Here is a 26,873-nt window from a genome sequence, read left to right on the forward strand (position 1 = left end):
ACAAAATGAAACTAGGTTATTTGGCGCTATACATGAACAAATCCCAACTTCCAGAGTTAAAGAATCAATTAGAAAAATTAACGGTTGAAAAAATATTTATCGATTCGACCTCTAATAAAGACGTAGAAATAACTGAATTTCAACATATGTTAGAACTAATTCAGCCTGGAGACGAGGTTATTTTTTTAACTCTGGATCATTTAGGCAAGAATAATAAAGAAATTCGTGATCGAGTCATTGCCATTCATTCAAAAAAGGCTCGGTTGAAAGTTATTGATGCAGAATTTTTGAACTTTCATACTGAAAACCAGCAGTTTAATGAACTAGGGTTTCAATTATTCGTTGATCTTTTAGAGGAAATTCCGAGAATAAAAAAAGTTTGGAATAAAGAGCGGCAACTAGAAGGAATTCAGCGAGCAAAAGAAAAGAAAGTCTATAAAGGAAGGCAAGCAAAGTATTCCAAAACAACTTCAAATCCAGAAAATCGAACAGTTTATTTTCAGATCAAGGATTTAATCTTAAAGGGGGTTCCAACCACGTCCATTCAAAATATGACTGGGGCAAACCGTATGACTATTTATAGAATAAAGAAAGAACTGGAAAGTTAAATTCCAGTTCTTTTTCCAGCTTAAACTATTTGAATAAATAAACTTAAACTATAAACCGCCATTTATCGAGGCAAAAACATCGCCATTTAAAAAGGAAATTGACAAGCTGTTTTTAGTGTACATTTTACATGTGCTTTACTTAAATTTTAAATCAGGTAAAAAATGGCAAAAATAGGATATATTCGAGTTTCTTCTGTAGACTAAAATCTGGATCGGCAAATTGTCGAAATGGAGAAACTTAATTTAGATATTTTTTTTCAGGATAAAATGTCCGGAAAAAATATGAATCGTCCGGAACTTCAAAAAATGCTAAATTATGTTCGTAAAGACGATACAATATATTTTGAATCATTAGGAGGTTTAGGGAGAGATTATGACGAAATCAAGGAAACGTTAGTATCTCTAAAAAGTAAAGGGGTCAAAGTTCAATTTTTAGACGCTCCTTTTTTAAATTTTAATACAGGGAATGAATTAATTGATAAAGCAATGTTTGATATTTTTTTGTCTTTGCTAAGTTATATCGCTCAAAACGAAAAGGAGAAAATACGATTAAGGCAAAAGTGCAAAAGAAAAAGGAATATACAAAGGACGAAAAACATAATACACACAGGATTCTCAAAATATTCAAAAGCGAGTAATCTATTTTAAAATATTAGATTTACTTAAAAAAGGTTACTCAAAAACAGAGATAGTAAAAAAGACTGGTGTTAGCAGAAGGACTATATATAATAAAATGGAATATTTTACCTTATTAGTATTAAAACTCATATCAAAATATATCTATCATAATGGACATAGGTCAATATCTCTACAAAAATGTGTTCAAGATATTGACCTAGATCCAATATTCTACTTTTCGGAAAAATTTGTAATAGAAGTTTATATGGTACTAGATAACCAAAGAAGTAATTAAAAATTGAGTAATGCTCTTTATTAACAATAATCAAGTTGTAAAAAATATGTGAATTCACATTTTATCTTATATATTACATTTGATATAATAAAAAAAAGTCTTTGTGTTCTAAAATTATGAATAAAAGTATTAAAGAAATCGTTGACAGGTATAAAAAATAAGAAAAATAATGTGGATTTTAATGTTGAGGGATAATTGAATCTCTTGGTTTATAAATTATTCATTAAAAAGTATGCTTAAATAACATTATCAATACCTACTTTTATAGTATTGTATTGAAAAGTATATTTTCTAAGGATTAATATTACAAGAGATTTCAATTTTATTGTAACAACGAATTTTGTACTCAGTTAAAAAATCGCTTCGTCAAGTATTTGAAATGATTGAAAATTTACAATTTTATTTTTGGATGCCTTTATATTAAGGGATACAGCTAAGACCTTAGCACTTTTTATTTCTACCTTCATCGCTGCATAAATTGCTTGAAATCCAGTCCAAGTATTCATAAGAAGTGGTTCTTTAAACTCTATTATATGAATAAAATTCTTATTATGAGGTACTTTGACTCTAAAGAAAAACAAAATACTTGTAAGATAGTTGCTTATCATTTTGTGACTAATGCTTTGACAAAAAGCACATCCTCACTTTTTAAGATTTCTATTTTCGCATTTAATTACTTATTTTCTATCATTGATACTCGTTCTTTCGATAATGAGTTAGCAGACCAGCCAATCTGATGAAGAGATATTACTGAATCTTTAATTTTTTTGTATAATAAAAATTATTTTATCATGTTATATCGAATATATTATCCGTACTGCTGTTATAGTAGCCTAATACTACAAATATAAAGAAAAAAGATGAATTAAATGGATGAGATATTTAATTTTTTATTTCGAGTGTTCCACAAATGATAAAGAATTTTCATTAACACAACAGATATATTTTCAAAATTAATTAGAGTTAGATACGAATCAGCGCTTTCATAAATTATAGTAAATTAATTTACCAGTTTAGTGCTGACAGTTTCTATAAATTTGGGTGACAAATACTTAAATTTTAAGGAGGTGAACTTTATGCGTAATGAAGAAAACAAAGAAACTTTGCTTAGTAATGAACAAGTTACTTGGTTCGAAGAAGTAGCCGATCAGTCATTCGATGATGACGTTTTTGGTGCTTGTACTACTAATACGTTCTCATTAAGTGATTACTGGGGAAACAAAGGGAATTGGTGTACAGCTACACACGAATGTATGGGTTGGTGTAAATAATTTTATTGAAAGGAGATTTTATAATGAATAATGACAAACAAAGTGAATCAAATGTTAATTTAGAGTTGGGGAAATACTTAGAGGAAGATTTAATTTCTTTGACAGACGATGAAGTTACAGGAGGAGGAACACCAACAATTACTATCCCTATTTCTATCGCCATTTCTGGTTGGGTTTCTGATAAAACATGTCCTACAAGCGTTTGTACGAGAGCTTGTTAATAAAATGAATGTGAGGTGTGAATAGATGGTTGTCTACAATAAAAAAGTTTATCCCGAATTGGAGATAAAAGATTATAATGAACATATCTTACCCATAATTCATTATATTGAAAAATTAAATTTAAAAAAAATAGTTGAGCTACCAACTATAGTAAGTTATAAAACAGAAGAAAAGTATCCATATTACAATATATGTATGTCCATTACTAGCGAAATTTGGGATAAAGTTTGGAATAACAAATTAGACGCCTATATTCACAATTCATTATCTTTCAAAGAAGCTATTTGCGATGATTTATCGCAAGTAGCTTTCTCTTATATGATAAGAGGATTTTCTGAAGGTATAAAATTGTTACAAAATGTCGATTTAGAAAATTCGTATTTATTTTATAATGACATACTAAAAACAAATAAGATGAAAGAATTTTCTGAGACTTATTTTGTTACTTGGAATAGGTGTACTAACTTAATAACAAACAGAATAAACTCTATTGTTGATACTGTCAATAGAATACAGCAAAACAGAATCGATATTGAGAAAAAATTTAATATTAATAGAGATTTAAAAATAGTGTATGTGGAAGCAGATGGTGATACGCATAATGACGGATCATCGGTATCAATTGTTTATTTTGAAGACAAACAAAAAATTATCTATAAACCACGTTCTGTTTCTGGAGAAGATGGATACACCAAATTAATTATGGCTATTAATCATAAACTCGATTTGAATCTACCTATGTTAAACGTGATTAATTGCGGATATTATGGTTTTACCTCCTTTGAAACTAGTGACGAAACTCAGATTGATATGTATAAAGCTGGTCAACTTGCGTGTCTGATGTACTTATTAAATGCGTCGGATATGCATTATAGTAATATCTTATGGACACATAAAGGGCCTTTACCAATAGATCTTGAAACGCTATTCCACCCGTCACGAAACAGAACAGGTATACCGGAATCTAGCAATAGTGCTTATAACTCTTTAGAAAAGTCTGTTTATGGTACTGGAGTACTTCCAATTTCTATTAGCGGTAAAAACAAAAATGATTCAGTTGATGTTGGTTTCACTGGAATTAGAGATAAAAATAGTGTTAGCCCTTTTAAAACTTTTGAATTAATCAACGGATTTAATTCTAAAATTAAAGTTGTATGGCATAAATCAGACCCAGTTTCTGAAGACCTCATAAATGACTCAGAATATGAAAAAAAAATATATCAAAATTGTGCTAAAGTTGTCGATGGTTTTACTAATCTATACTTATTAATACTAAAAAATAAAGATTCTTTTATTAAAGAAGTAATAACCTCTTTTAAAGATTCAAAACTTCGTTATATTCATAACATGACCTATAGATATGAGCAAATATTACGAGTTTTGACAGCAACAGAACCTTCAAAAAATATAGATACAGCCCATTCCTTATTATCTAGAATTGGAATTTTAAGTATGACCAGTGATAAAAATATTATTAAATCAGAATGTAATCAATTGTGGAAGGGAGATATTCCTTATTTTACAATAAATTTTGATAGTGTAGAAATTTATTGTAATAATGAGATTATATCAACAGTTAAAAATAGTCCACAATCTGAGTTCATGCGCAAGATGGAAAAAATATCACAAAAGGATTTGATTAATCAACAAAAAATTATACAATTAGCGTTTGTTGCTAAATTAGCAGATCCTCATGCCGAAGGAAAAATAAAGTTAGAAGAGCTAGAAAATGTCAATCAAAAAGTTATAGAGAAAAAAAGTAATGAAATAAAAAAAATTGCAGAAACTAGTAAAATAATTAAATGGTTTTCTAGAGATTTATTAAATTCAGTATTTGATGATAGATATGAACATTTACCAAAAACTTGGGTAGGTGCGGTAGCTAAGAACGGAAATAATGGATGGACTCCCGGAGTTTTAGGATATGATTTATATAGTGGAAGAATAGGTCCTGCACTAGTGTTATCTATTTTAGGTGATCAGTTTTCTGATGCTGATGCTAAAAATATTTCAAATGATATATTTGAAAAATCTGCTCAAATCCTCGAAAATAAAAGTTTTGAACTAAGGAACGTTTTATTATCAGGTACTGGAGCTTTTTCAGGCATTTCTGGATTACTTTGGGCAATGTATCAAGCAGGTGTTATCACAAAAAATGCACGTTGGAAAAACGTTGCTATTAACTCTTGGGAACTTTTAAGTATAGACTTAGAAACTGTTGAAAATAACTTTTTTGATATGATTAATGGAAAAAGTGGCGCAATTATAATGCGATTACAGATTCAAGACACTTTCCAACCAAAACAAGAATTTATAGATAAATGTGTTGATTTAGCCTATAAAAAAATGAACACATTTGATGATAATATGACTTCTGGAGTTGCACACGGACTAGGACACTTACTATGGTTTTTTTCTATAATTAATCAAAGAATGAAAGATGATAAAATAAAAAAATTAATTACTGATTTGGATAATACTATTAGAGAGAATTACACAAATAAAGAAGGTTTAATTGAAACTTACTTAACCGAACAAAATGAGCATGTGTCCTCTTCATGGTGCAACGGATTATCAGGGTTGCTAATTGCCTACTATGAAGCCTATAAAGCGGATGCATTACCCAAAAAATCAGTAATATCTATTATAAATCAGTTAAAATCTATACCAATTTCATGTGTTCCTGTACTTTGCCATGGTAGTTTGGGTGTTCTCACTTCTTTAGAATATGTTAACGAATCTTTTTCAGAAGAAACAAAAATATTAATAAGCACTTTAAAAGAAACATTCTGTTCCCCGACATATATATATGAATATTTTAAAGAAGGGAAAGGACGATATACACTAAGCCCAGGCTTAATGTCAGGAAAATCAGGGGCATTATTACATTTATGTAAACTAGTAAATAGTGACTTGAAAATATCGCCTTTAATATTAGGTCTATAAAATGAAAAGTTTTGTTTTTAAAAATAAAAGAAAATTAAAGCCTACTATTCAGGTAGCTCAAACTGAATGTGGCTTATGCTGTGTACGAACTATTTTAGAAGCTTATGGATGTCAAAAAAAACTTACTGATCTTAGACAAATAAAAGAACCTGGAAGAGATGGACTAGGATTAGCTCAATTGAAAGAGTTATTAATTCATATGGGAATGGATGTTCAAACTTATAAAGTCAAAGACTTGAGAGCTTTTGAAGTTGTAGATTTTCCAGTAATTGCTTTTTGGAAAGGATATCATTTTGTATGTATAGAATTTTTCAGTGAAAAATATGTCATTATTATGGACCCGTCAGTTGGAAGAATAAAAATATCTATTAATGAATTTCAAAAAGATTTTTCTCAGTATATTTTAGTAGCTAAACCCAATAAAGATTTTGAAAAAGTACAAAAAAATAAACTAGACACTTGGAAAAAAGGTTACATTTGGCCGTCTAATATGATTAATCTCTATATAGGTTTACTAATGACTAGTATTATTTTAGTAATTATGACTTTATCTATTCCTATATTTACACAATCATTGATAGATAAGAGCAGTTATTTAAATTCTATATCATTTGGAAATATAATAAAATTGCTACTATTAGTAATGATAATAGTGATTGGTATAAATTCTTTCAGAAGTTATCTGTCGATTAAAATTAGTTACAAATTCAATTGGCATTTACTAGTTGGAGCTTTTGCACATACCTTATCATTACCTGCAAAATTTTTTACAGTACGATCTCCTGGGGAAGTTATTTTTAGATTGAATTCATTAACTAGAATTCAAGATGTATTAGGAATTACTTTGGTACAAACTTTTCTGGATATAATTAGTAGTATTGTAATACTTGGATATATTTTTTGGAGTTCTTGGAATCTGGGAATTATTATCATCATATTAATAATTTCAATGTTTTTATTTTTGATTATAACTCAAAAATACGTAGACTCTGCAACAGATAAAGAATTGCGTGAAGGGTCTAATGTTCAGAGCATCCAATTAGATGCTCTAGCTTCTATAAATAGTGTGAAGTTAGGCGGCTATGTACAGTCTTATTTTTCTGATTGGAAGGATAAGTTTACGAAACTTTTATCCGCTTCTTCAAAAAGGATGTATATTCAACAAGGTGTTGTCGGATCCGTCTTATATGGAATGCAAACTATTTTCCCTTTAATCATCCTTGTTATTAGTTTACACCAAGAAACATTAGGCACATTATCATTAGGTCAAGTAATAGCTATTCAATCGACTGTTGGAATGTTATTTAATTATTCAAATACAATATTCAGTACTCTTTCAAACATTATGGTAGTGGAAAGATATATTGAGTTATCTGAGGATATATTTGACTATCCTAAAGAATCGAGTGTTAAAAGTAACCATATTATGACGACTGGAAGTCTTTCGATAAATAATTTGTATTTTCAATATACTTCTGATACGAAACCAGCTTTGAAAAATATTAATTTAAAAATATTGAATGGAGAAACAGTTGCTTTTGTAGGTGTCTCGGGGTCAGGAAAAACAACACTAGCTAAAATCTGTAGTAGTTTATTTGAACCTACTAAAGGAAATATATATTTTTCGGATATTAATTTCGAACGATATAATCTTGATCAGTTAAGAAAATCGATCAGTTATATTCCTCAAGAGGCTCATTTGCATAATCGTACAATAATAGAAAATTTAAAATTAGGAAGTCAATTAAGTGAAGAAAAAATAATTGAATTATGTAGTAATTTAGAATTTTTATCTTTTATTTCTGATCTGCCGATGGGATACAATACTGTGATTTCTGAGATGGGAGCAAATTTATCTGGTGGACAAAGACAAAGAATTCACATAGCACGGGCAATTCTTCAAAATCCTAAAATATTAATCATGGATGAGGCCACATCATCACTAGACAATATTTCTCAAAATTCAGTATATACAGAATTATCTAAGCTAGAGTGTACCAAAATAGTAATTGCTCATCGACTTGAAACAATTCTAAATGCTGACAAAATAATCGTTCTTAGAAACGGAGAAATTGTACAAACTGGTCACCATAATGATTTAGTACACCAGCTTGGGGACTATAAGGACTTATTTAATACGGTAATTGAAAAGGGGAAATAATTGTGCATAAAGATAATAAAATAGTTGAAATTATAGAAAATATCTATAAAGATGTAGTTGAAAATACACATAATACCTTAAAAAAAAATACTGAAACGTTTCAAGAAAAAGAAACTGACGTTTTTATAAGATGCTTTCATTCTTTGTTAGATTACCATATAAGTAGAGTCGTTCAAAAAACATTTATTTATGAATTTCACGAATTTCGTAAAGAATTAAATATGCCTGCTAATCCAAATTCTTCTATTGTATTTGATCTATTCTTACAGAAAATAGATAAACAAATGATTCAATTATGGTTAAACAAATACGATTTTTTGAGAAAAATTATTAACACAGTTATTGATAATACTAGCTCATATATTATAACGGTATGCGAAAATTTCAAGGAAGATAGAGCTCAATTAAATGCTAGTGGAATGATTAGTGGGAACTCTTTTTTAACTGCTATAAATTCACTAGATTCTGATCCACATAATGGTTCAAAAATCGTTTTATGTTTTGAATTTTCAAATGATGAAAAAATTTTATATAAGCCACGTTCTCTAGAAATAGATCAATTTATTGACTTATTATTTTCTAATATTTTAAGATTTCAAGGGCTCAAAAATAACACGCCAATTGCTAAAACAATATGTCGAAATAGTTATGGTTGGCAAAAATTCATTTCTCATACGTTTATAGATGAAGCAGATTTATCAGAAGCTTATTATAATTTGGGGCTTTGTGCAGCTGTATTTAGAAGTATTGGTTCCACCGATTTACATGATGAAAATGTTATTTTTAACGGCACTACACCATATTTCATTGATTTAGAAACTAGTTTAAAACCATCTCATGAAGTAATTAATGAAAACTCTATATGGGACGTATTAAATAATGAACTTTCTAATTCTATTGCTAACACTTGTATAATTCCAGCTAAGTTAATGGTAGCACCACATAATATTTTAATTGGTGCTATTAATACATCTTACCCGCAAAAAACAGAAGAATTATGTTTCATTCTGACCAATCCAGGAACCGATGCAGTAGATATATCTAAACAAAATATTATAGTTTCTAGAGATCTAGCTCCTATAATGTTAGGAAAAAATAAATTCCCTAGTCCCCTACCATATCAGCAAGATTTTGTTAACGGTTATGAAGAAGGCATCAAATCCGTAATAGAAAATCGGGAAAAAATTGCTGGTTTATTAAATAGTTTTTCTTGTATCAGCAGAATAATTGTAAGACCAACTGCTCAATATTTTTTCTTGCTTGATGCCTGTTTGTATCCCGAAAATTTAATTGATGATTCTGCTATAGATAAAATTTTATCATATATAAAACCATCTAAAATGTTTACAGAATCTGAAAATGCAAGTAAAGTACTTGAAGAAGAAAAAAAAGCCTTAAAAAATGGGGATATTCCTTATTTTTCAATTAAGTCGGATAAACGTACAATTAACTTGATGGACATAGACACCAATACATTTGAATTGTCTCCAATAGAAAATGCCTTACATTCTTTAAATAATCTTTCTGATCGGACACTTTTAATTGATAAACGCTTAATTGCAGAAGGATTTTCTGAAATTAGGATTCATGAAGCAAAATTTGAAAATAATCTAACTAAAAAATCACAAGCTAAAATGTTCACTGATGCTTTAGCAGAAGTAACAATAGAAAATCCAGACGCATTATTTAAGTTAATAATAAATCAATCTATTACTACAAAATCTAAAAATGCTGAAATTGGTTGGTTAAGTGGTGTTTATGGGGATATGAACATTGCTTACAATTCTATATCTTGTATTTCATCACATGACTCTGGGGGTATTTTATTTCTGCTTAATCATTTAAAAGAGTATAAAAAATGCATTGAAGATATAGAAACAAATGAATTATATATTCGTGCTTTAAAAGGTATCAACTCTCTTAAAAATACTATTTATGGTTCTACTGAAGTTTCAAACGCCCCAATATCAATTATTTCAGGAGAAAATTCTATTGAATTTCTTTTCAACTACGAAAAAGAAGAACTAAAATATCTTGATAAGACTATATCTAAAATTAAATTAGAAAACATTGAAAATGGAGATGTTTTTTTAGGTCCAATAGGTATTGCATTAGTGAGTTCTACTTTCCCTAATACCTCTATCGATAATATAATTTATTTTACAGAAAAATTCTATAACTTTAAATTACCAAGTGAAGGTATAGCTCACGGAAATCTAGGTGTTTTATGGACCAATTTTAGATTAAATTATGCGTTAGATAGATTAGATATATGCAAAAATCTATTTTATAAAACAACTGAAATTATGTTTGACGAATCTATCGAAAATGCAGGTTGGTGCAACGGGAACTCGGGATTATTAATGGTACTGATAGAAATGGCCACTTTATTAAAAATTAACATAAATTTACTTGATTTGGCAAAAAAAACTACAATTCTTCCACTAGAAAGTCCTTTAGATTTATCACTTTGTCATGGAGTATCAGGTGTTCTTCAATCTTTACTTTTTGCCTATAAAGTTTCAAAAAAATCTGAATATATAATTTTAGCTAACGAGTATTGGTTATCTGTTCTTAAACTAATAGACCAAAATGGTTACTATACAGGTGAAAAACACAGAGATTACTTGCTTGGATATTTTTTAGGTTGGAGTGGTATGGCTGATTCTGCTTTATTATTAAAAATGTACAATGAAGGGAGCTCCCCTTTGATTCCTCTAAATTTGAGTTCTTTAGATTATCAGAAAAAACTGATGGAGGTATAAAATATGGAATCTTTAGTTGCAATAAATCCTAAATGTAAAAATAATTTAGAGTTTAAAAAAATGGGATCAGTTAAATTTGGATCTACTGATGTTTGGTTTGGATTAGTAGAGTTAAGCCAACCCAATTTTGATATAAATAATCCGAAAAATGATAATTATGTTTTAATAAAAGTAAAATATTTTTCTTGTAACTATAGAGATAAATCTATCCTATTAGAATCTTATACTTCTGAAAAAAATGAAAATAGATTATTCTTTCCATTTGGTTCAGAATTTAGTGCTGAAATTATTAAGACTGGAAAAAATGTTAAAAATTTAAATGTTGGGGACTTTGTCATGCCAAACTGCGAATATCCTAATGGTTTAAAACCAGGAATACCTAGTAATTATGCATCTTTAGGATGGTTAAAAATTCACAAAAGTAAAATTATTAAAATCCCAGCATATCTAAGTCTTGAAGAAGCTGCTTGTTTCTCTTTAGGGTCACAAACTGCCTCCAGTATGATTAGACGCTCAGGTATTTTGAAAGAGGGTGGTAATCCAGTAGTTTTCAGCGCACGCTCTGCAACTTCTATTTTTATTATTCGCCAGCTACTTATACAAGGAATAAAACCTATATGTATATCTACTACTTCATGGAAAGATTATGAAAAAGAATACATATACCCTTGCGAGGTGGAACGATTAGAAGATGTATCTTTACAAGCTATGAAGCGAAATATTACTCACGTTTTTGATCCTTTTTTTGATATTAATATAGAAAATGCTGTAAACTTGTTGCAAATTGGAGGTACTTATATAACGTGTGGCCTCTTAAATCAGCATCCTCTTTTAACTGAGAAAACACCTGTAGAAAATGAGCCGATTTTAAGAAGGGCACTAACTATGGGAGTCATGAAAAATATCTCATTCATAGGTAACTGTTTAGGAACAGATGCGGATTTGCAAAATGCAATAAATTTGGTGGAAAAATCCTCTGTGCGACCTATAATTGATAAGTCTTATGATGTGACCCAATACCTTGATTTTATAAATCGTTCATTTTTTAACACTAATAAAATTGGTAAGGTTCCTTTAATCTACCATTAATTTCAGAAATCCAACACATTTAACTTTACTTTTATTAAACTTTACTTTAATATTTGAATAGAGATATGAAAAATTATTTAAACTTGGTTCAAATGTTATGGACATTGTGTTAAAACCGTTCTTCTCATAGTTAACTAATTATAAATAGGGTGATTATATGAAAAAAAAAATGAACGAAGAATCTATATACAATAAAGTTTACGAATATAGAGTTTTGGCTAGACTATCACAACAAGAATTAGCTGATAAAGTCGGTGTATCTAAGCAAACAATTTTTGTAATGGAAAAAGGAAACTATGTACCTTCTTTACTATTGGCATTTCGAATATCAAATTTTTTTAATACGCCGCTTACAGAGATTTTTGAATATGATTTAGGAGGACAAATTAATGATGAATAAATTTATTGGATTTTCATTTAAGGCCTTAAATGAATGGTCAGAAAAAAGTATTGGTAATTATAATTTACTTATTGGTATTGGGTTCATACTGGTAATGATTAGTTCTATTACTCTAGTATATTTATTAATAAAATTGGGACAAACAGATGAGCGCACAACAAAAATTCATTTGAATGTATGTTGTATTATGTTGGTAACCATTGTCTTGTGTGATTTATTCTTCCCTAAAGAATATATGCAGAATATACTATTCTTATTCAAATATGCATTAGCATTTTGTATATCTTTAATTTACTTGTTTAAAAAATACAAACAAGATTTACGTTAATTACTTATAAAAATTCTAGGATGAATATGTTGATTAGCGGTAAGGAGAAAAAATATGAATATTAATGAAGTATCTAAATTTTATAAAAACACAAATGCATTAGATAATATATCTTTTGATTTTGAAAAAGGTGAAATTATTGGATTAGTTGGGAGAAACGGCGCTGGTAAAAGTACGTTAATGAAAATCATAACTAAAAATATTCTTAGCTTTAATGGATCTATTACGATAAATAGTTCAGTAGGATATTTAATTGAAGATCCAAAATTAATAGCAAATATGTCTGGGTTAGAACATCTAGTTTATTTCTCTACAATTTATGGAAATAAATTTGATATAAATGATTTCAAAGACTTATTAGTAAGTCTAGATTTATATCAAATATTGAATCAAAAAGTTAAAGAATATTCTTTAGGAATGAAGCAAAAATTAGCAGTGGTTATTTCTATCTTAAATTCTCCGGATTATGTTGTACTAGATGAACCTACTAATGGAATGGACGTTGAATCATCATATGAAATATTAAACGTTCTGAAAAAACTTGCCATGGAAACGAATTTAGGTATATTAATTTCCAGCCACAAATTAGAAGATATAGAAGTAATTTGTGATAGGATTCTATTTTTAGAGAACGGTATTCTTATTGGAGAAGAAAAAATTAGCCAGAGTTCACAAAACTTAATACAAATTATCTTTTCCAATAACGATGATTTAAATATGTTTATCAACAAACAAGAATTAGGAAATGTTTTTAATGTAACTCAAGATACGTTGACATTACAGACAAATTTAAATAGTAGTGAAGTTTTTCGTTTATTAAACGAGTTGAATATTTTTATAATTGATTGTCATACAGAAAAAAATACTCTTCGTAATATTTATTTAGATAAATTTGGTGGTGAAAAGAATGAAATTTAACATAACAAGTTATGTCTCTTATAACTTAAAAAGATTAATAACTCGTGGATATTTACCATTAGGATTGTTTGTAAGTATAATCCCAGCATCCATTATGTGCTATTTTATTTTAGTTAATTCTGCACCATTTACAATTAAACATATTTCAAATTTTTATTGTATGTTAGGGATAACAGCAATGGTTCTACAATCTATTTATTTAATAAATAATGATTTTTCTTACAACACTATTAGCTTAATATATAACTCTAAAAAAATAGACTAAGTTATATTCTTGGTAACATATTTATTTCTATTTTTGTTGGCGTAATATTTTCTATTATTGGTATAATTTTATTTATTATATCTAAATACTTAGGTGTACCAGGAGAATTAAAATTAATATTTTTATTAGGATTCATACTTGACGTAATTTTAGTAATAGTAATTTATTTTCTATTTGGATATTATTTATTTTTATCAGGATTTCGTAGTGGTGCAGTGTATGGTGTATTAGTACTTTTCTTACTTTTTATTCCTAATCTACTTTCTAATATAGTTTATGGATATCCAAATACTTTTTTATCAAAGTTATTAGAAAATTTTCCTGGCTATTATTTACCAATTACCGTAGGATCAAATGTATTTACACCACTGCAATATATTATTAGTTTAATAACAATATTTGTGTTATTTGCGGCTGTCTTTAAGAAAAGTTTAAGAGTAGAACCTTGATTAATTATATAAATGAAAGTTGTGTTTTATATGGACTATAAAGAAATCATTAAATGGTTAATACTCATATATATATCCTCTAAATCAGCATCATATATTTATAAAATATTAGAATCAACAATAATTAATATATGGATTTCTAGATTAATATGTTGTGCTGTAGCAGGAATCGTAAGTGTCATTTTATACAAGTATTGGATTATAATTGTTTAGATAGGATAGAGTGTTAAAATTAAGATATCGAAAATACCAAAATATAACGTGAAGAAATCTAAAATAGTAACTTTAAGTTCTTTGATTTCGTCTCAATATTTAATTAAATGAAGAAAGCTAACCTTACTCACTATAAGGTTGGCTTTTGTTCTATTCAAGTTACTTACCATTGGGATAACAGGTATTCTTAGTTTAGGAGAATTAAACGTTTCTGCAGAATATATGGATGAATCTGATTTAGTTACGGTAGTACAAGAAGAGTCAAAAGTAGAATTTGATTTAAACCAAACATTACAACAAGTATAAGTCAATCTTGCAAGTAAGATTAAGGATAAACTTAGGCTAAAGTTCTAAAACAAACTGGATAGTGAATATTTGAAATTGCTACAAGAATTAGATACGGGAACATTATCGGTTGGAGATTCTGATTCAGAAAATATAACCTAAAGTGAGTTTGCTGGGTTATATTTAAGAAAGAAAGGACCAAATTTACCAGATAAGGCTACTGTAAATCAATTATCCTCCAACAATGAGGTTAAAGATGCATTGCTTTCTAGAACTTTTAATAGTATCAGAACAGAAAATATTAATCTGATCTTGGAAACAGAAGAAATAGCTCCTTTAAGAATGTCGATAAATGTAAGCGGATGGCATGGATACATACAGCAGATGGGGTTGCTATTCGTCATTATATTTCAATATCTGAAGCACAATCCTATACACAATCAGGAGTATTTGTTGAATATTGGAAAAAAATTTCAAATAACCCATATGTCATATGTAAGTAAAAAATCTGGTTATACAGCATATATTACTCAGCATAATACAGATAGAGTGGATGAATCAAGGGATAGTATTGATGCAAATGCGTATTCTTCTTTTGTTATAATTAGAATGTGATAACAAAATCAAAGGATAACAGGAATTATCATGATTGTCCTTTTCTATGCAAAAAATTATCATTCATGTTTAATCTAACCCCATGGTTGAATAATTTTTTCTCATTCCATTTCAAAGTTAACTATCAAAACTTAAAAGTATTGATAGCGTTTGTGTGATGTGATAAAATAAGGTTTGTAAGACTGTCATATCTTACTATCATAAATAAGGTAAGAAATGGGGCAAAAATTGTGATTTTTGGTTATGCAAGAGTGAGTACCTGGGGACAAGATTTAGAATCTCAGATTGTTGTTTTAAAAAAAGCCGGTTGCGAAAAAATCTACACTGAAAAATTCACAGGAACAAAAATCGATCGAAAAGAATTTCAAATGCTGCTTAAAGAATTATCTGAAGGTGATACGTTAGTCGTCACAAAATTAGATCGTTTTGCTCTATCAACTGTTCAAGGATTGGAGACTGTTCAAAATCTTTTCAAAAGAGGAATCAAAGTGCATATTTTGAATATGGGTATAATCGAGAACACACCAACTGGAAGACTGACATTTACAATTTTTTCGGCATTTGCAGAATTTGAACGAGATATGATTGTAGAACGTACACAAGAAGGTAAGGCGATTGCTAAATTAAATCCTGATTTTCGAGAAGGACGGCCAAAAAAATTCAGCAAGGATCAATTGGATCTAGCAATGGAATTGCTTAAGAAAGATACCACGAAAAATGTCTCACGTAAAACTGGAATAAGTGAAGCGTCTCTTTACAGAGAAAAAAGACGAAGAAAGTACCAAAACTTATAACTAAATCTATATTCGGTAAAACTACGTTAATGGTAGAGAGATTCTAAGCTCTCTTCAATTTTTAAACTGAGGGATTATCTTGAACAAGTAATCTAGTGATTACCTAAAACGACGTTTTAGGTAAAATAAAAAATCTATCCCAAAACTAGGACAACTTCCAGTAATACCAGTATTTCATATTCATTGAATCATTAATTATGCAAATTATCGAAAACACTCGTTTTTGGTATAAGAGCTTGTTTCCTTATATTTAATGTTAAATGAATGCAGTAGTATTGTCTATTTGAAAAAGGATTTACAGTAGCGTATGTGAAATCAAAAAAATATGAGAAGGGGAAGACAATGGATGAACTCTTAAAAAAAATGGCAGCCTTTGGGGTTCCAGGGATAGTTTTAGTAGTTGCGATCAGTGTCAGTGGGTATGCTGGAGGTGTAGCTTTAGCTTCGCTGGGACCTTTCGGAATGATTGGCGGAATTGCAACATTGGGAGTTATCGGGTTAATCAGCCATACTATTGCTGATTACGGTACAGAGAAAGTTATACAGGCTGTAGTAAAAGAGCAACTGAAGAAAAAAGACCAGGATCAGATAATTAAGGAAATTGAGAATTATCCAATCACAAAAGGCTTAAAACTAAAAGTAATTAATTATGTAGAAAACACCAAAAAGGATTAGTAAAGGAGAGATTTGAATGGAAAAAGATATTTGGGGAAGAGAACCAATGAAGTTATACGAAAAAGTTGGAAAGGAGATTTCTAGGAGTTCTTCAAATCCTATGTTATCTGAAGAAGGCCAAATGATTCAAGATTTGTTTGTCTTGTTTTACAAAGGAAAACCTGATATTAGAGGGAAAGGGGAACTACTTTATGAAGGTGAATGGATAAATTATGGATCTAAACTATATAGAGTAAACACCTTGCTAACACTTAACAAACTCAAAGAATTAGTAATTAAAGAATTGAATATAAGAGAAAAAGATTTTTTAGTAAGTGGTGTAAAAGTAGATCCAAGAATTTTGTGAGTATATATTTTTAGTAAATTATTCAACCTGTCAAAAAGGATCAATAGCTGAAGGAGTAAATAATGAATAATGAGAAAGAAATAATTGTGAAGCAGAATCTAATTACGATTATAGTTCCGTGCATGTTACTATTTCCAGCAATTTTAACTGGTTTGGTATTAATATTTGGATTGATAACAGATGAATTGCCAATCTTTGGCTACTGGGTTTTGTTTATGTTAATACTTTTTATGTTTATTCCAGGAATGTTAGCATTGAATAAATTAATTAAGTTCGGAAATAAGAAATTGATAATAGATTCAAAAGGGATTAGCTGGTGTGAATGGAAAATTCATTCATTGAATTGGTCAGATATCGGGGACATAAATATGAGAAACATTGTACATTTAGAGTTTCTTGTGATAATCCCTAAAGAAGGAAAGAAGATGGAAATTAATTTTAATGATATACAACTTAATAAATCAAATGAGGATATATATAATACTATTATTGAAAAATGGTATCATGCTAATTAATTATTACTGGCTGAGACTTTTAGTGACAAAAAGGATAGAAAGGTAGATAGAGAGGGTGTACAAAAAAGCAAAAGTTTTAATGAAAGGAAAGTTTAACTATTCTAATTCAAAATTTAAAAAAATGTCAGTAAGAATTTTGTTAGTTCTTACATTTATCTTTGTATTTCTATTTGGAATAGAGATCATTAGTAACACTAGCATTAATCTTGATGGTGAAGTGTCACTAATTCTATTTGGAACAATTTATTCTGTAGGAGCAATATATTTGTCTGAGATAATTTATGAAAAGTTATTCTTGAAAGAAGTTGTAATAACTAAATGCACAAAGGGTGTAAGGATTTTGGTTGGTAGTGACGAAATTATAATTCAGATGAATAAAATACGTAGAGTTAAGGCAGAATTGAGTTATGGTGTAGGTTCAAGAGGAAGCTCACGATCAAGCGCTAAACTAGTAATTTACACAAATACTGAAGTATTTCATTTTACTACCTTGGGAATAAACGAAGGTGTTAAAAAAGTTGAGAGCTATATCAACAAAGGTATAGAGATAAATAGCTAGAAGAGTTCTAAATGAACTGGATACGTTTTTTCAAAAACGATCGTTCTATAAAAAAAGAAAGCAATTAAAATAGATAAATTAATCAAGCAGTAATAAGCTGTTACTGAAAAGATGATACCTAAGAAGTAAAAAGCAATTACTTCAAGGCTACTTTGCGTTCCTTTTTTTGCTTCATATGTGGAATACCCACTTTGAAATGGGATAGGACTTCCATTTTGAGAAGGGTCAGATTTCATTGTATTTCTAACTAAATCAGCATTATCTATTTTAGTAGCATTTTTAAAGTCTTTTTCTGTCATAGTTCTCTCCTTATTTTTAATAGAACATGGTGATATATTGATATCTAGTGCCTTTTCCAGCACCTGAAGCTACCTTATCAGCATGAACATATGGCACCTATGTCAAGAATCCGAACAAAAAAATGTGAAAGAATTGTTGTGAGAGCAATAAAAACAGTTAGGCAAAGTAAATGATGCACTATTCAATCTAAATCATCCTTCATATTTTTAAACGGAACACCAAAAGGCGCACTTAAATAACACTTTCAACATTCGTTTTTTTTTGAAAGTAGCACATTTTTTCGCTAGGCAACGAGAGAAATTCGATCACTATTGTACCAACGAATATAGCTATCAATGCCAACAATCGCTTCATCAAGTGTTTGAAAGGACTGAAAATTGACATATTCTCGTTTCAAAATCGAGTGAAAACTTTCTATTCTTGCATTATCTCCTGGGCAACCCTTTCGAGAGTAGGAGTGCTTTATTTGTCTATTTTGTAGCGTCTGATTAAATAAATCGCTTGTGTATTGGCTTCCCATGTCGCTGTGTACAATCTTTACTCCAAGTCTGCGCAAATCTACTTTCTCCAGCACACTCGTTGCCAGCTCTTTTGTCATATCGGCTCCGACCTTATGAGCGATAACCCTTCGGGTTTCTGGATTGTATAGACTAGCTAAATAAACCCACTTCCCTTTCACTCGGATATACGTGATATCTGTTAAAAGTACTTTAGACCAGTCTTTCATTTTTCTTATTAGGTTTGGTAATTTGGCAACGTCTGTATAGGTGCTAGGTTTCTTCATTTTTTTAATCATCCGTGAATGAATCCCTAGCTCACGCATAAGGCGATAGATAAGGTAGCGACTAACTGGGTAGTTGAGATTTTCATTAAAATACTTGGTCATCCTCGGATACCCATACATTGGATACGATAACCAGGACGCTAATACTTTCTCTTTTATCTGTTGTCGTCTAATCATTCGCTTACTGGGGTGCCAATTTAAATAATCATAATACGTCGTTCTAGGAATCTTAAGAACGCTTAAAATACGAGTAATGCGGTGCTTTGCTTCTAAGTTAACACGAACCACTCGTAGTACAGTAGCACGTCCCTTATTGATTAATTCTTTGCCAAAAGCACCGCCGCTCGCTTTAAAATGTCGATTTCTTCTTTTAATCGTTTATTTTCTTTTAATAGTGCACGTTCATTTAGTGAGAGAATATTCCGGTCATTTGGATCTGCTTGACGAATCCACTTACTAAGTGTAGAGACACTTACGTTGTATTCTTTTGATAATGAATTAGCAGACCGACCGGTCTGACTTAGTGACACCATTGATTCTCTAAATTCTTTTGAATATCTTGTAGCTGATGTTTTTGTCTGCATAATAAAAACTCCTTTAATAGATTATAGCGAACAACTTGTCCGTATTTCTAGTATAGGAGCCATTTAAGGTAAGAGGCGAATGAGCCTCTTACACTCAAAAGTTGGGAGATAGTTTTTTATTTTCTTGGTAAACCAAGAAAATAAATCTGAGAAAGTTAATTGTGTCAAAAGCAGATATCAACTTCTTTCTTGTTACTGTCTATATCATAGATGAGAAAGATTAAATGAAGCATAAAAAGGAAAGAAGAATTTTTGAACAATCGTGAAAAAAGTATGAGTAATCAATACTTGGTAAGGGGTTCCTAGCGCGTATCAGCAATTTGTATTGATAAGACCTGTAGAATAGCTTCAAACCAGTGATTATTAAGTGTAACTTTTAAACTGTAAAAGTAGAATATTGACAGTTAGTAAAATAACAAGGTGATATTTTAAAGGTCTCAATACTCAGCTGCACATAGAATAAAAGGACCAAGGGGTTAGTAGAAGAAACAAATGTAAATTTAAATGAAGGATAGGTGTAAGGAGTATGAAGACACTATATTTACTGAGACATAGACAAACACTGTTTAATTTACTTGGTAAAATTCAAGGAGTATGTGATTCACCTTTAACTGAGCAGGGAATAGGTCAAGCTCAGGTTGCTAGGGATTACTTTTTAGATCATGATATAATTTTTGATCATGTGTATTCTTCGACACAGGAAAGAGCCGTTGATACTGCAGAAATAGTCTGTGACTACAAAAGTGTTACGCGATTAAAGGGAGTCAAAGAATAGAACTTCGGTTTATTTGAGAGTGAAAGTGAAGACTTAAATCCTAAAATAAAAGCAGGTGAGGTGTCTTATGGAGACTTTTTTGTAGATTACGGTGGAGAATCTAGTGATCAAGTACAAACCAGAATGAATGCTACTCTTGTTGAGGTTATGGAAAAGGAATGTCATCATAATATTTTATGTGTTAGTCATGGGGGTTCCATGTATCGATTTATTCAGAAATGGCTATCGCAAGAGCAAATTAAAACGATTAAATTTACTAACTGCTGTATTTTAAAGTTTGAGTATTCAGAGGGCATATTTAAATTTAAGGAATCAATTAGCCAAGATTAATGGGAGTTCCCAAAAAGGATAAAAAAGAACGGAGTGAGATAATTGGTTACAAGAGAATCAATTTTTGCATATGTAGAATCAACCTATGGGACAATGCCAGAAAAAACATTTAGTAAGTTTCCAGAATACCGTATTTTAAGACACAAACATAATAAAAAATGGTACGGCTTAGTAATGAATGTGCCAAAAAATAAGTTAAATAATGAAGGTAAAGGAGAAACGGATATTATTGATATCAAAGTTGTACCTGAATTAATAGGTTCTTTATTAGAAAAAAAAGGATATTATTCAGCTTATCACATGAATAAAGAAAACTGGATTTCAATAGATCTAAAATCTTGTGTATCGCTACAAGAAGTAAAAAAAATGATTGATATTAGCTATGAATTAACTAAATAATGGTGAAAGAACAAAAATTTAAAAATTGCTAAAAAGAAATAATAATGAAGGAGGAATAACAATGAAAAACAAAGAAATCGAAGGTAAGGTAATTTTAAAGATCAATGATAACTTAATTTATGCGATGATGGAGTTTAAAAATGATAGTCGCTACTTTGCGGTAGATCCATTAGTCAAACTAGACTTACGGCAAACAAAAGATAGTGAAATACCTGAGGAACTGATAAAGTATCTAACTAAGAAGGATGTTTGTGAGTACAATGTGTTTCAACAAATTAATTTAGAGGATAATCATGAATTAGTATATAAAGAAGTGATGGATCAGCTGCGGTAAAGTTCCCAAAAAGGATCCTTTTTGGGAAACACTATTTCTATTTTTATTTCAGAAATTCTATATTAATTCATCACAGATTATTCAAATTTCAATTGTATTATTTATTCATACCAAACAAACAACCCTAACAAAACTTTTTCATTTTTAACTCCTTTTCCTACCTTCCCCAAAGGTAGGTTTTTTTTGTTTATAAAGAGTGTTTATCCTTTTTGAGAACTACTGATATAATTTTTGAGTCAAATCAAATTTTTCTATTTGATCTGCCATTGCAGCGCTATAGCTAGGATCATCATCTTTTATTAAATAAGGGCTACAGAATATCTTTCCTGTAGATTCTTCTAAAAAGATTGAATAGAATTCTGAAATGAAATTGTTTTCCCAATGTGGAACGAGTTTATAAATATTTCCATTTTTATAAAGATAGTCCCCTAATTTATGCTTTCTCTTCATTTTTTGTTTTCTCCATTCGATCATTTTCAGAGAAATTATTCTCTTAGTACAATTTCTTTAAAATAAATTACTTAAATAGCCTGTCCAACGATTAATACAGTTGGACGGGCTACTTCTTTATTCAATAAGAAGTGACTCAATTTCTTTGGATAATTCAGGATTATGAATATCTAAACCAATAATAAAAATTTTTCTTTTTTGATTTTTCATATCAATTACAAAAGACTTTAATGCTTCAACTCCAGAATGATCTAAGATATGAGAATAAGAAAAATCTATTGTTAGCTGTTCGTTGTCATAATTAACAGTTTCAAAATAATGGAGAAACGAATGTGTGGAAGCAAAAAATAAAGGTCCTTTTACTGCAAACACACTATCTTTTTGAACAATTGAAATTGTCGATAGTTTTGCCATAAAAATGACTGCACTTAATAGAACACCTACAAAAATACCAATTGCCAAATTATGTGTATATACAACAATACCGATTGTCACAAGCATTACTAGACTCTCTGTTACTTGGAAAGAGCGTATGAGAGATAAACTTTCCCATTCAAATGTTTCAAACGAAACAGTAATCATAATACCAATAAGAGCTGCAGTAGGTATCTGTATCATAATATCTTTTAGACCAAAAATTAGGATTAATAAAGCCATTCCCGCAACCAAAGTAGAAAGTCTTTTTCTTCCTCCAGATTTTACATTGACCACAGCTTGACCAATCATTGCACAGCCTGCTGGACCACCAAATAACCCCGTCACTATATTTGCAAGACCTTGTGACTTCACTTCCCTTTTACTATCTCCTTTGGTTCCTGTCATTTTATCAACTACAGGAATAGTCAATAATGATTCTATCAGACCTACCATTGTTAAGGCAACTGCTGTCGGAAAAATAATAAAGAACGTTTTAATAGTGAAAGGAACCACAGGAAATGATAATGTTGGTACAATTGTCGACATATTGCCCATATCTCCAATTTTTTGTAGATATCCTGGGTAAGCCAATGCAACAACAGTCATTACTATAATAACAATTAATGCAGGTGGAACAGCTTTTGTAACTTTTGGAAGTCCGTACATTAGCATGATTGTGATAATTACCATGGAGTACGTCCATAGTGATTGCCCAGGTAATTGTTGTACTTGAGCTAGAAAAATTAAAATGGCTAAGGCATTTACGAAGCCAAACATCACAGTTTTTGGAATAAATTTCATTAATCTTTGAATACCAAGATATCCTAGAACTAATTGCATAATACCTGTTAAAATAGTTGCTGCTATCATATATTCAAGACCATGGCTTTTAATTAGCGCAGCCATAACGAGTGCCATAGATCCTGCGGCGGCTGAAACCATGGCTGGTCTTCCACCTGTAAAGGATATAATTAAAATAGTTGTTGCTGAAGCAAATAGTGCTGTCATTGGATTTACTCCTGCAATAATAGCAAAACCTACAACCTCTGGAAGTAAGGCTATAGACGAAACTAGACCAGCAAACAAATCATTTTTCCCATTTCCAATCCACTCTTCTTTTTTTATACTAAATAACATGTAGATAAATCACACCCTTTTAAGTTTTTAGTTGCATTTGACAACTTTATTATAGTATCATAGTCACATTGTTAAATAAAGTCCTAGGTTAATTTAAATTGTATTCAAATTAACCCTATAGTGAATTTTTGAGGTGATTTAATAGATGAATATTGGAATAAGAATTCAAGAATTAAGGAAAGCAAACCACATAACTGCAAGAACATTAGCTGAAAAAATTAATATTTCCCCATCTTTTATTTCTGCAATAGAGAATGATACAACAAAGCTCTCCTTAAAAACACTAACAAATATTTGTGAGGCATTAGGTGTATCATTGTCAGATTTTTTCAATCCTAAATTAAGTCCTACAGATCAGAAATTAATAACTGTTATTATGAGTTTACCAGAACAAAAAAAATATGAACTTCTTCAGTTTTTAACAGGATTAGAAGAGAAGTAATTTTTCCATAGATCAAATTTCTGATTTTAAAATTACTACTCAATTTCTGTAGCTTTTTAACCATGAATACGAACGGTGAAAATTCCTGAAGCTGAAAATCGTTCGGCTTCTCAAAAAGAATCGGTAGCAGCATGTATAAGATCTAAGAAGGATCAGTAGGAGGAAAATGATGAAATATGATATCAATTTGAATATACACTATACGGCTCCAGAAGAAGTGTGGATTGCAATTGAAGAAGTTTACAGATCAATGCCCTATTGGGCTGGATACAACAAAGAGGTCAGATGGACAGGCACGGAAATTGATTTGTGGGCTTCTGTTGAGCCTAGTGGTATACAAATTGCAGGTGTAATGCCTGAAAGTATATGGGATGAATGGTACGATAGTCTTAAAAATAAACTTACACAATCTTTAGGTTATCAAATAGGTGAACCAGAGGAAGGCTTTGATTTCAAGTATTGGAAATAATAAAGAATGCAATATATGCATATTGTATCAAAAAGGATGAATACGAACAGTAGAAATTCCTGAAGCTGAAAATCGTTCGGGAAAATAGGTCATATTGTCTAACTGCAGTGTGAGATCTACCAGAGAAAATGATCAAAGAGACGAACGATCGATCATACCTGGTCAATGGTCAATGGTCAAAGTCAGAATTACGAACTATGTATCAAAAAGGATCAATAACTGAAGGAGAGAATCATAATGAATATAATGAACGGATTTAAAAGACTTAATATTCAAATCTTAGTGTTTTTAGCAATAATCACAATACCAACGATATTGATGTTTGGTGTAATGAATACTCTAATCGGAGTTATTCCAATTGCTATAATCTGCATTTATGTAATACATGATATTGAAAGTTATGAACAAAAAAAGAAAAGTCCAAAAAAGGATCAATAACTGAAGGAGGCAGTCATTGCTTATGTTAGTAAAGTTTCCTAGCTATAAAAAAATATTTAAAGAAACAAATAGATGTCTGAAATCTCTTGAAAAGTTAGGTACAAAAAAAACAGGTGAGTTAGAAAATACCGATAAATTCTTATTTTTAATTGTTGGCAATATAAATTTACGCTTAAATACTATCTTTTTTCTCTTAGAGAATAATATTACAGATGGTGTACTTTCATTGCAGCGGTCTGTCTTTGAATTGTAGATTTCCTTTAAAGTGTATTCTGAATCTGATGAAAAGGAGAGATTCCTTAAGTCTTACTTTAATAAAAAAGGATTTGAGAATAGTATAAAGTGGGAAAGACTTTCAAATAGTAATGATGCTGACTTATTTACTGATAAAGATAGAGAAATGTTAAGTGATTTAAAAAAAGGATACAAATCATCTATTAAAGATAGCTTTGCCAAATCACCATTTAAAATTTGGTATGAATTAGCGAGTGGTAAATCATTAAAAGAGCTAAGCGATGAGTTTTACACAGGAACAGAGTATTATGCAAACTATGATGAATTATCTAGTTGGGTACACCCGCAAAGGTTAGAAGAAAATATAAACGTTAAATGTTTCACACAGTACCTACCTCCCCATTACTATGATCTTCTAATAGGTTCACTCATGTGGGCAATTGATAATTTAGCTAATGATATTGTTTTTATTGTAAAAAAATATAATATATCAGAAAGCCCACGAATATTTAAGTATGGAGAGAATATCAACATATTTTTGAAGGAATTAAAGAATTTGCAAATAGATGTTACCAAAAAAAATCGTTCGTAAAAGTAGTTGATTTCTGTCAGCTGCAGTGTGAGATCCACCAGGCAAAGCATGACTAAAAGCAAACGATCGATAATGCCAGGACAATGGACAAACACAAAATGGCGAACTATAAGCCAAAAAGTATAAGAAAGAAGTGAAATAAATGGATGTGAATTTTGTAAACATTCCTGAAATTATAAGCGACTTTAGAAATGCTGAAGACAAGGGCGATGTTGAAGCAGTCAACATTAACTTAAAAGATTTATACAATGAAATGGAGCATGATTTACATTTCATATGTAATGAGGTCAGTAGTGATCGTTTGGATTATTTCAAAAACAGATATTTTTCTAAACGAATTGAATGATTTCTGAAAAGGATCAATAGGAGGAAAAGTGAATTGAGAAAAGCTCTATTAGTAATTGATATTCAAAGTAAAACAATTGGATCACTGTATGGTAAAAAAAAGTTTTTGAGAAGAGTAAATAGGATGATCGATTTTTTTCATGAGAAAAATATACCAGTTATATTCATTAAGCAAGACGGATGTGGAGAGTTATCTAATAATTTAAATCTACTAGATAACGATGTTGTTGTAGATAAAAAAGAAGGAAATGCATTTACGTCTTCTCAATTTAATGAAGTAGTAAATAATCTCAAACTAGATTCATTCGTGGTTACAGGATTAATGAGTAATGCCTGTATTCAAAAAACATGTAAAGGTGCATTGAAACAAGGGTATTCTGTGACTCTAGTAGAAGATGCGCATGATTCCATAGTTAAGCCATTGAAAACTATTTGGAATAAAAGATTAAAGAAAATTGGAGTTAATACATTAACTTCAAGTATGTATATCACTATTCAAAAATAAA

28 protein-coding genes and 2 pseudogenes are annotated in these 26,873 nt (G+C 29.9%); 26 read left to right on the forward strand and 4 right to left on the reverse strand.

The annotated features are described in order from the left end of the window. The first annotated feature begins 5 nt into the window (after nt 1–5). The 16 genes and pseudogenes from A5866_RS00195 (at nt 6) to A5866_RS00270 (ending at nt 18,337) form a co-directional block, all read left to right on the forward strand. On the forward strand, nt 6–608 hold the full coding sequence (locus tag A5866_RS00195) for a recombinase family protein (RefSeq protein ID WP_339099724.1): 603 nt from the start codon (nt 6–8) through the stop codon (nt 606–608). Between the two features lie 207 nt (nt 609–815). Further along, a pseudogene (locus tag A5866_RS00200) lies at nt 816–1,335 on the forward strand (recombinase family protein); the annotation flags it as partial. Between the two features lie 1,262 nt (nt 1,336–2,597). Next, nucleotides 2,598–2,792 carry a plantaricin C family lantibiotic gene (locus tag A5866_RS00205; protein WP_086444718.1) on the forward strand — a complete coding sequence of 65 codons (195 nt, stop codon included), beginning with the start codon at nt 2,598–2,600 and terminating at the stop codon, nt 2,790–2,792. Nucleotides 2,793–2,815: 23 nt separating this feature from the next. After that, on the forward strand, nt 2,816–3,013 hold the full coding sequence (locus A5866_RS00210) for a class II lanthipeptide, LchA2/BrtA2 family (RefSeq protein ID WP_086444717.1): 198 nt from the start codon (nt 2,816–2,818) through the stop codon (nt 3,011–3,013). Nucleotides 3,014–3,038: 25 nt separating this feature from the next. Then, nucleotides 3,039–5,960, forward strand: a complete 2,922-nt coding sequence (lanM, locus tag A5866_RS00215) for a type 2 lanthipeptide synthetase LanM (protein ID WP_339099725.1) — start codon at nt 3,039–3,041, stop codon at nt 5,958–5,960. Nucleotide 5,961: 1 nt separating this feature from the next. Further along, nucleotides 5,962–8,121, forward strand: coding sequence for a peptidase domain-containing ABC transporter (locus A5866_RS00220; RefSeq protein WP_339099726.1), 2,160 nt, complete (start codon nt 5,962–5,964; stop codon nt 8,119–8,121). A gap of 2 nt (nt 8,122–8,123) precedes the next feature. Continuing rightward, nucleotides 8,124–10,886, forward strand: a complete 2,763-nt coding sequence (gene lanM, locus A5866_RS00225) for a type 2 lanthipeptide synthetase LanM (protein ID WP_339099727.1) — start codon at nt 8,124–8,126, stop codon at nt 10,884–10,886. A 3-nt stretch (nt 10,887–10,889) separates the two neighbouring features. Continuing rightward, nucleotides 10,890–11,975 carry an alcohol dehydrogenase catalytic domain-containing protein gene (locus A5866_RS00230; protein ID WP_086444714.1) on the forward strand — a complete coding sequence of 362 codons (1,086 nt, stop codon included), beginning with the start codon at nt 10,890–10,892 and terminating at the stop codon, nt 11,973–11,975. Between the two features lie 157 nt (nt 11,976–12,132). Beyond that, a complete protein-coding gene (locus A5866_RS00235) occupies nt 12,133–12,375 on the forward strand; it encodes a helix-turn-helix transcriptional regulator (RefSeq protein ID WP_339099728.1) in 243 nt (80 codons plus the stop codon). Then, nucleotides 12,365–12,703, forward strand: a complete 339-nt coding sequence (locus A5866_RS00240; protein WP_339099729.1) for a DUF2178 domain-containing protein — start codon at nt 12,365–12,367, stop codon at nt 12,701–12,703. Before A5866_RS00235 ends, A5866_RS00240 begins: the two co-directional genes overlap by 11 nt. 54 nt (nt 12,704–12,757) lie before the next feature. Continuing rightward, entirely contained in the window at nt 12,758–13,621 is an 864-nt protein-coding gene (locus A5866_RS00245; protein ID WP_339099730.1) for an ABC transporter ATP-binding protein, read from the forward strand. 2,057 nt (nt 13,622–15,678) lie between these two features. Next, complete coding sequence (locus A5866_RS00250; RefSeq protein WP_176332572.1) at nt 15,679–16,242, forward strand: recombinase family protein; 564 nt, start codon at nt 15,679–15,681, stop codon at nt 16,240–16,242. Nucleotides 16,243–16,584: 342 nt separating this feature from the next. Then, nucleotides 16,585–16,917 (forward strand): hypothetical protein, encoded by a 333-nt coding sequence (locus tag A5866_RS00255; RefSeq protein WP_086444712.1) that lies wholly within the window; start codon nt 16,585–16,587, stop codon nt 16,915–16,917. Nucleotides 16,918–16,933: 16 nt separating this feature from the next. Then, nucleotides 16,934–17,263 carry a hypothetical protein gene (locus A5866_RS00260; protein ID WP_339099731.1) on the forward strand — a complete coding sequence of 110 codons (330 nt, stop codon included), beginning with the start codon at nt 16,934–16,936 and terminating at the stop codon, nt 17,261–17,263. Nucleotides 17,264–17,325: 62 nt separating this feature from the next. Further along, entirely contained in the window at nt 17,326–17,778 is a 453-nt protein-coding gene (locus A5866_RS00265) for a hypothetical protein (protein ID WP_339099732.1), read from the forward strand. A 55-nt stretch (nt 17,779–17,833) separates the two neighbouring features. Continuing rightward, a complete protein-coding gene (locus A5866_RS00270; protein WP_339099733.1) occupies nt 17,834–18,337 on the forward strand; it encodes a hypothetical protein in 504 nt (167 codons plus the stop codon). Here the strand turns inward: A5866_RS00270 and A5866_RS00275 are convergent. Beyond that, nucleotides 18,334–18,636 carry a hypothetical protein gene (locus tag A5866_RS00275; protein ID WP_339099734.1) on the reverse strand — a complete coding sequence of 101 codons (303 nt, stop codon included), beginning with the start codon at nt 18,634–18,636 and terminating at the stop codon, nt 18,334–18,336. The genes A5866_RS00270 and A5866_RS00275 overlap by 4 nt on opposite strands. A gap of 284 nt (nt 18,637–18,920) precedes the next feature. Next, nucleotides 18,921–20,005, reverse strand: a protein-coding gene (locus tag A5866_RS00280; RefSeq protein WP_140335131.1) for an IS3 family transposase whose coding sequence is annotated in 2 segments (ribosomal slippage) — nt 18,921–19,768 and nt 19,768–20,005 — 1,086 coding nt in all. Because the reading frame shifts where the segments join, the coding sequence is not laid out codon by codon here. 526 nt (nt 20,006–20,531) lie between these two features. Between A5866_RS00280 and A5866_RS00285 the strand changes: the two are divergent. The 3 genes and pseudogenes from A5866_RS00285 (at nt 20,532) to A5866_RS00295 (ending at nt 21,843) form a co-directional block, all read left to right on the forward strand. Next, a pseudogene (locus A5866_RS00285) lies at nt 20,532–21,110 on the forward strand (histidine phosphatase family protein). A gap of 42 nt (nt 21,111–21,152) precedes the next feature. Continuing rightward, nucleotides 21,153–21,509 (forward strand): MmcQ/YjbR family DNA-binding protein, encoded by a 357-nt coding sequence (locus tag A5866_RS00290; protein ID WP_086444709.1) that lies wholly within the window; start codon nt 21,153–21,155, stop codon nt 21,507–21,509. 61 nt (nt 21,510–21,570) lie between these two features. Beyond that, nucleotides 21,571–21,843, forward strand: a complete 273-nt coding sequence (locus A5866_RS00295; RefSeq protein WP_086281305.1) for a hypothetical protein — start codon at nt 21,571–21,573, stop codon at nt 21,841–21,843. Between the two features lie 216 nt (nt 21,844–22,059). On the opposite strand, the gene A5866_RS00300 is transcribed toward A5866_RS00295, so the two are convergent. Together A5866_RS00300 and A5866_RS00310 are read right to left on the reverse strand one after the other, a co-directional pair. Further along, nucleotides 22,060–22,293, reverse strand: coding sequence for a hypothetical protein (locus A5866_RS00300; RefSeq protein WP_339099735.1), 234 nt, complete (start codon nt 22,291–22,293; stop codon nt 22,060–22,062). Nucleotides 22,294–22,410: 117 nt separating this feature from the next. Beyond that, the gene (locus A5866_RS00310) at nt 22,411–23,847 is read right to left on the reverse strand and encodes a SulP family inorganic anion transporter (RefSeq protein ID WP_086281309.1); all 1,437 of its coding nucleotides are present in this window, start codon (nt 23,845–23,847) and stop codon (nt 22,411–22,413) included. Between the two features lie 145 nt (nt 23,848–23,992). On the opposite strand from A5866_RS00310, the gene A5866_RS00315 reads away from it, so the two are divergent. The 7 genes from A5866_RS00315 to A5866_RS00345 all read left to right on the forward strand — a co-directional run bounded on the left by A5866_RS00315 (nt 23,993) and on the right by A5866_RS00345 (nt 26,872). Beyond that, nucleotides 23,993–24,289 carry a helix-turn-helix domain-containing protein gene (locus A5866_RS00315; protein WP_086353006.1) on the forward strand — a complete coding sequence of 99 codons (297 nt, stop codon included), beginning with the start codon at nt 23,993–23,995 and terminating at the stop codon, nt 24,287–24,289. 169 nt (nt 24,290–24,458) lie between these two features. Next, nucleotides 24,459–24,758, forward strand: a complete 300-nt coding sequence (locus tag A5866_RS00320; RefSeq protein ID WP_086444707.1) for a hypothetical protein — start codon at nt 24,459–24,461, stop codon at nt 24,756–24,758. Nucleotides 24,759–24,995: 237 nt separating this feature from the next. Continuing rightward, nucleotides 24,996–25,196 (forward strand): hypothetical protein, encoded by a 201-nt coding sequence (locus tag A5866_RS00325; protein ID WP_086444706.1) that lies wholly within the window; start codon nt 24,996–24,998, stop codon nt 25,194–25,196. A gap of 22 nt (nt 25,197–25,218) precedes the next feature. Continuing rightward, nucleotides 25,219–25,449: a hypothetical protein gene (locus A5866_RS00330; RefSeq protein ID WP_086444704.1), complete on the forward strand. Its 231-nt coding sequence runs from the start codon at nt 25,219–25,221 to the stop codon at nt 25,447–25,449. Nucleotides 25,450–25,461: 12 nt separating this feature from the next. Then, a complete protein-coding gene (locus A5866_RS00335; protein ID WP_086444703.1) occupies nt 25,462–26,022 on the forward strand; it encodes a hypothetical protein in 561 nt (186 codons plus the stop codon). 142 nt (nt 26,023–26,164) lie between these two features. Further along, on the forward strand, nt 26,165–26,368 hold the full coding sequence (locus tag A5866_RS00340; RefSeq protein ID WP_086444702.1) for a hypothetical protein: 204 nt from the start codon (nt 26,165–26,167) through the stop codon (nt 26,366–26,368). 33 nt (nt 26,369–26,401) lie between these two features. Beyond that, nucleotides 26,402–26,872 carry an isochorismatase family protein gene (locus tag A5866_RS00345; protein ID WP_339099736.1) on the forward strand — a complete coding sequence of 157 codons (471 nt, stop codon included), beginning with the start codon at nt 26,402–26,404 and terminating at the stop codon, nt 26,870–26,872. The last annotated feature ends 1 nt before the right edge of the window (nt 26,873 follow it).

It is taken from the genome of Enterococcus sp. 12C11_DIV0727 (assembly GCF_002148425.2).
GTDB classification, from domain to species: domain Bacteria; phylum Bacillota; class Bacilli; order Lactobacillales; family Enterococcaceae; genus Enterococcus_L; species Enterococcus_L lemimoniae.

Bases quoted from the DNA above. Each gene is read 5' to 3' on its own strand.
- A5866_RS00195 (WP_339099724.1), top strand. From the start codon at position 6: ATGAAACTAGGTTATTTGGCGCTATACATGAACAAATCCCAACTTCCA.
- A5866_RS00205 (WP_086444718.1), top strand. From the start codon at position 2,598: ATGCGTAATGAAGAAAACAAAGAAACTTTGCTTAGTAATGAACAAGTT.
- A5866_RS00210 (WP_086444717.1), top strand. From the start codon at position 2,816: ATGAATAATGACAAACAAAGTGAATCAAATGTTAATTTAGAGTTGGGG.
- lanM (WP_339099725.1), top strand. From the start codon at position 3,039: ATGGTTGTCTACAATAAAAAAGTTTATCCCGAATTGGAGATAAAAGAT.
- A5866_RS00220 (WP_339099726.1), top strand. From the start codon at position 5,962: ATGAAAAGTTTTGTTTTTAAAAATAAAAGAAAATTAAAGCCTACTATT.
- A5866_RS00230 (WP_086444714.1), top strand. From the start codon at position 10,890: ATGGAATCTTTAGTTGCAATAAATCCTAAATGTAAAAATAATTTAGAG.
- A5866_RS00235 (WP_339099728.1), top strand. From the start codon at position 12,133: ATGAAAAAAAAAATGAACGAAGAATCTATATACAATAAAGTTTACGAA.
- A5866_RS00240 (WP_339099729.1), top strand. From the start codon at position 12,365: ATGATGAATAAATTTATTGGATTTTCATTTAAGGCCTTAAATGAATGG.
- A5866_RS00245 (WP_339099730.1), top strand. From the start codon at position 12,758: ATGAATATTAATGAAGTATCTAAATTTTATAAAAACACAAATGCATTA.
- A5866_RS00255 (WP_086444712.1), top strand. From the start codon at position 16,585: ATGGATGAACTCTTAAAAAAAATGGCAGCCTTTGGGGTTCCAGGGATA.
- A5866_RS00260 (WP_339099731.1), top strand. From the start codon at position 16,934: ATGGAAAAAGATATTTGGGGAAGAGAACCAATGAAGTTATACGAAAAA.
- A5866_RS00265 (WP_339099732.1), top strand. From the start codon at position 17,326: ATGAATAATGAGAAAGAAATAATTGTGAAGCAGAATCTAATTACGATT.
- A5866_RS00275 (WP_339099734.1), bottom strand. From the start codon at position 18,636: ATGACAGAAAAAGACTTTAAAAATGCTACTAAAATAGATAATGCTGAT.
- A5866_RS00295 (WP_086281305.1), top strand. From the start codon at position 21,571: ATGAAAAACAAAGAAATCGAAGGTAAGGTAATTTTAAAGATCAATGAT.
- A5866_RS00300 (WP_339099735.1), bottom strand. From the start codon at position 22,293: ATGAAGAGAAAGCATAAATTAGGGGACTATCTTTATAAAAATGGAAAT.
- A5866_RS00310 (WP_086281309.1), bottom strand. From the start codon at position 23,847: ATGTTATTTAGTATAAAAAAAGAAGAGTGGATTGGAAATGGGAAAAAT.
- A5866_RS00315 (WP_086353006.1), top strand. From the start codon at position 23,993: ATGAATATTGGAATAAGAATTCAAGAATTAAGGAAAGCAAACCACATA.
- A5866_RS00320 (WP_086444707.1), top strand. From the start codon at position 24,459: ATGAAATATGATATCAATTTGAATATACACTATACGGCTCCAGAAGAA.
- A5866_RS00325 (WP_086444706.1), top strand. From the start codon at position 24,996: ATGAATATAATGAACGGATTTAAAAGACTTAATATTCAAATCTTAGTG.
- A5866_RS00330 (WP_086444704.1), top strand. From the start codon at position 25,219: ATGTTAGTAAAGTTTCCTAGCTATAAAAAAATATTTAAAGAAACAAAT.
- A5866_RS00340 (WP_086444702.1), top strand. From the start codon at position 26,165: ATGGATGTGAATTTTGTAAACATTCCTGAAATTATAAGCGACTTTAGA.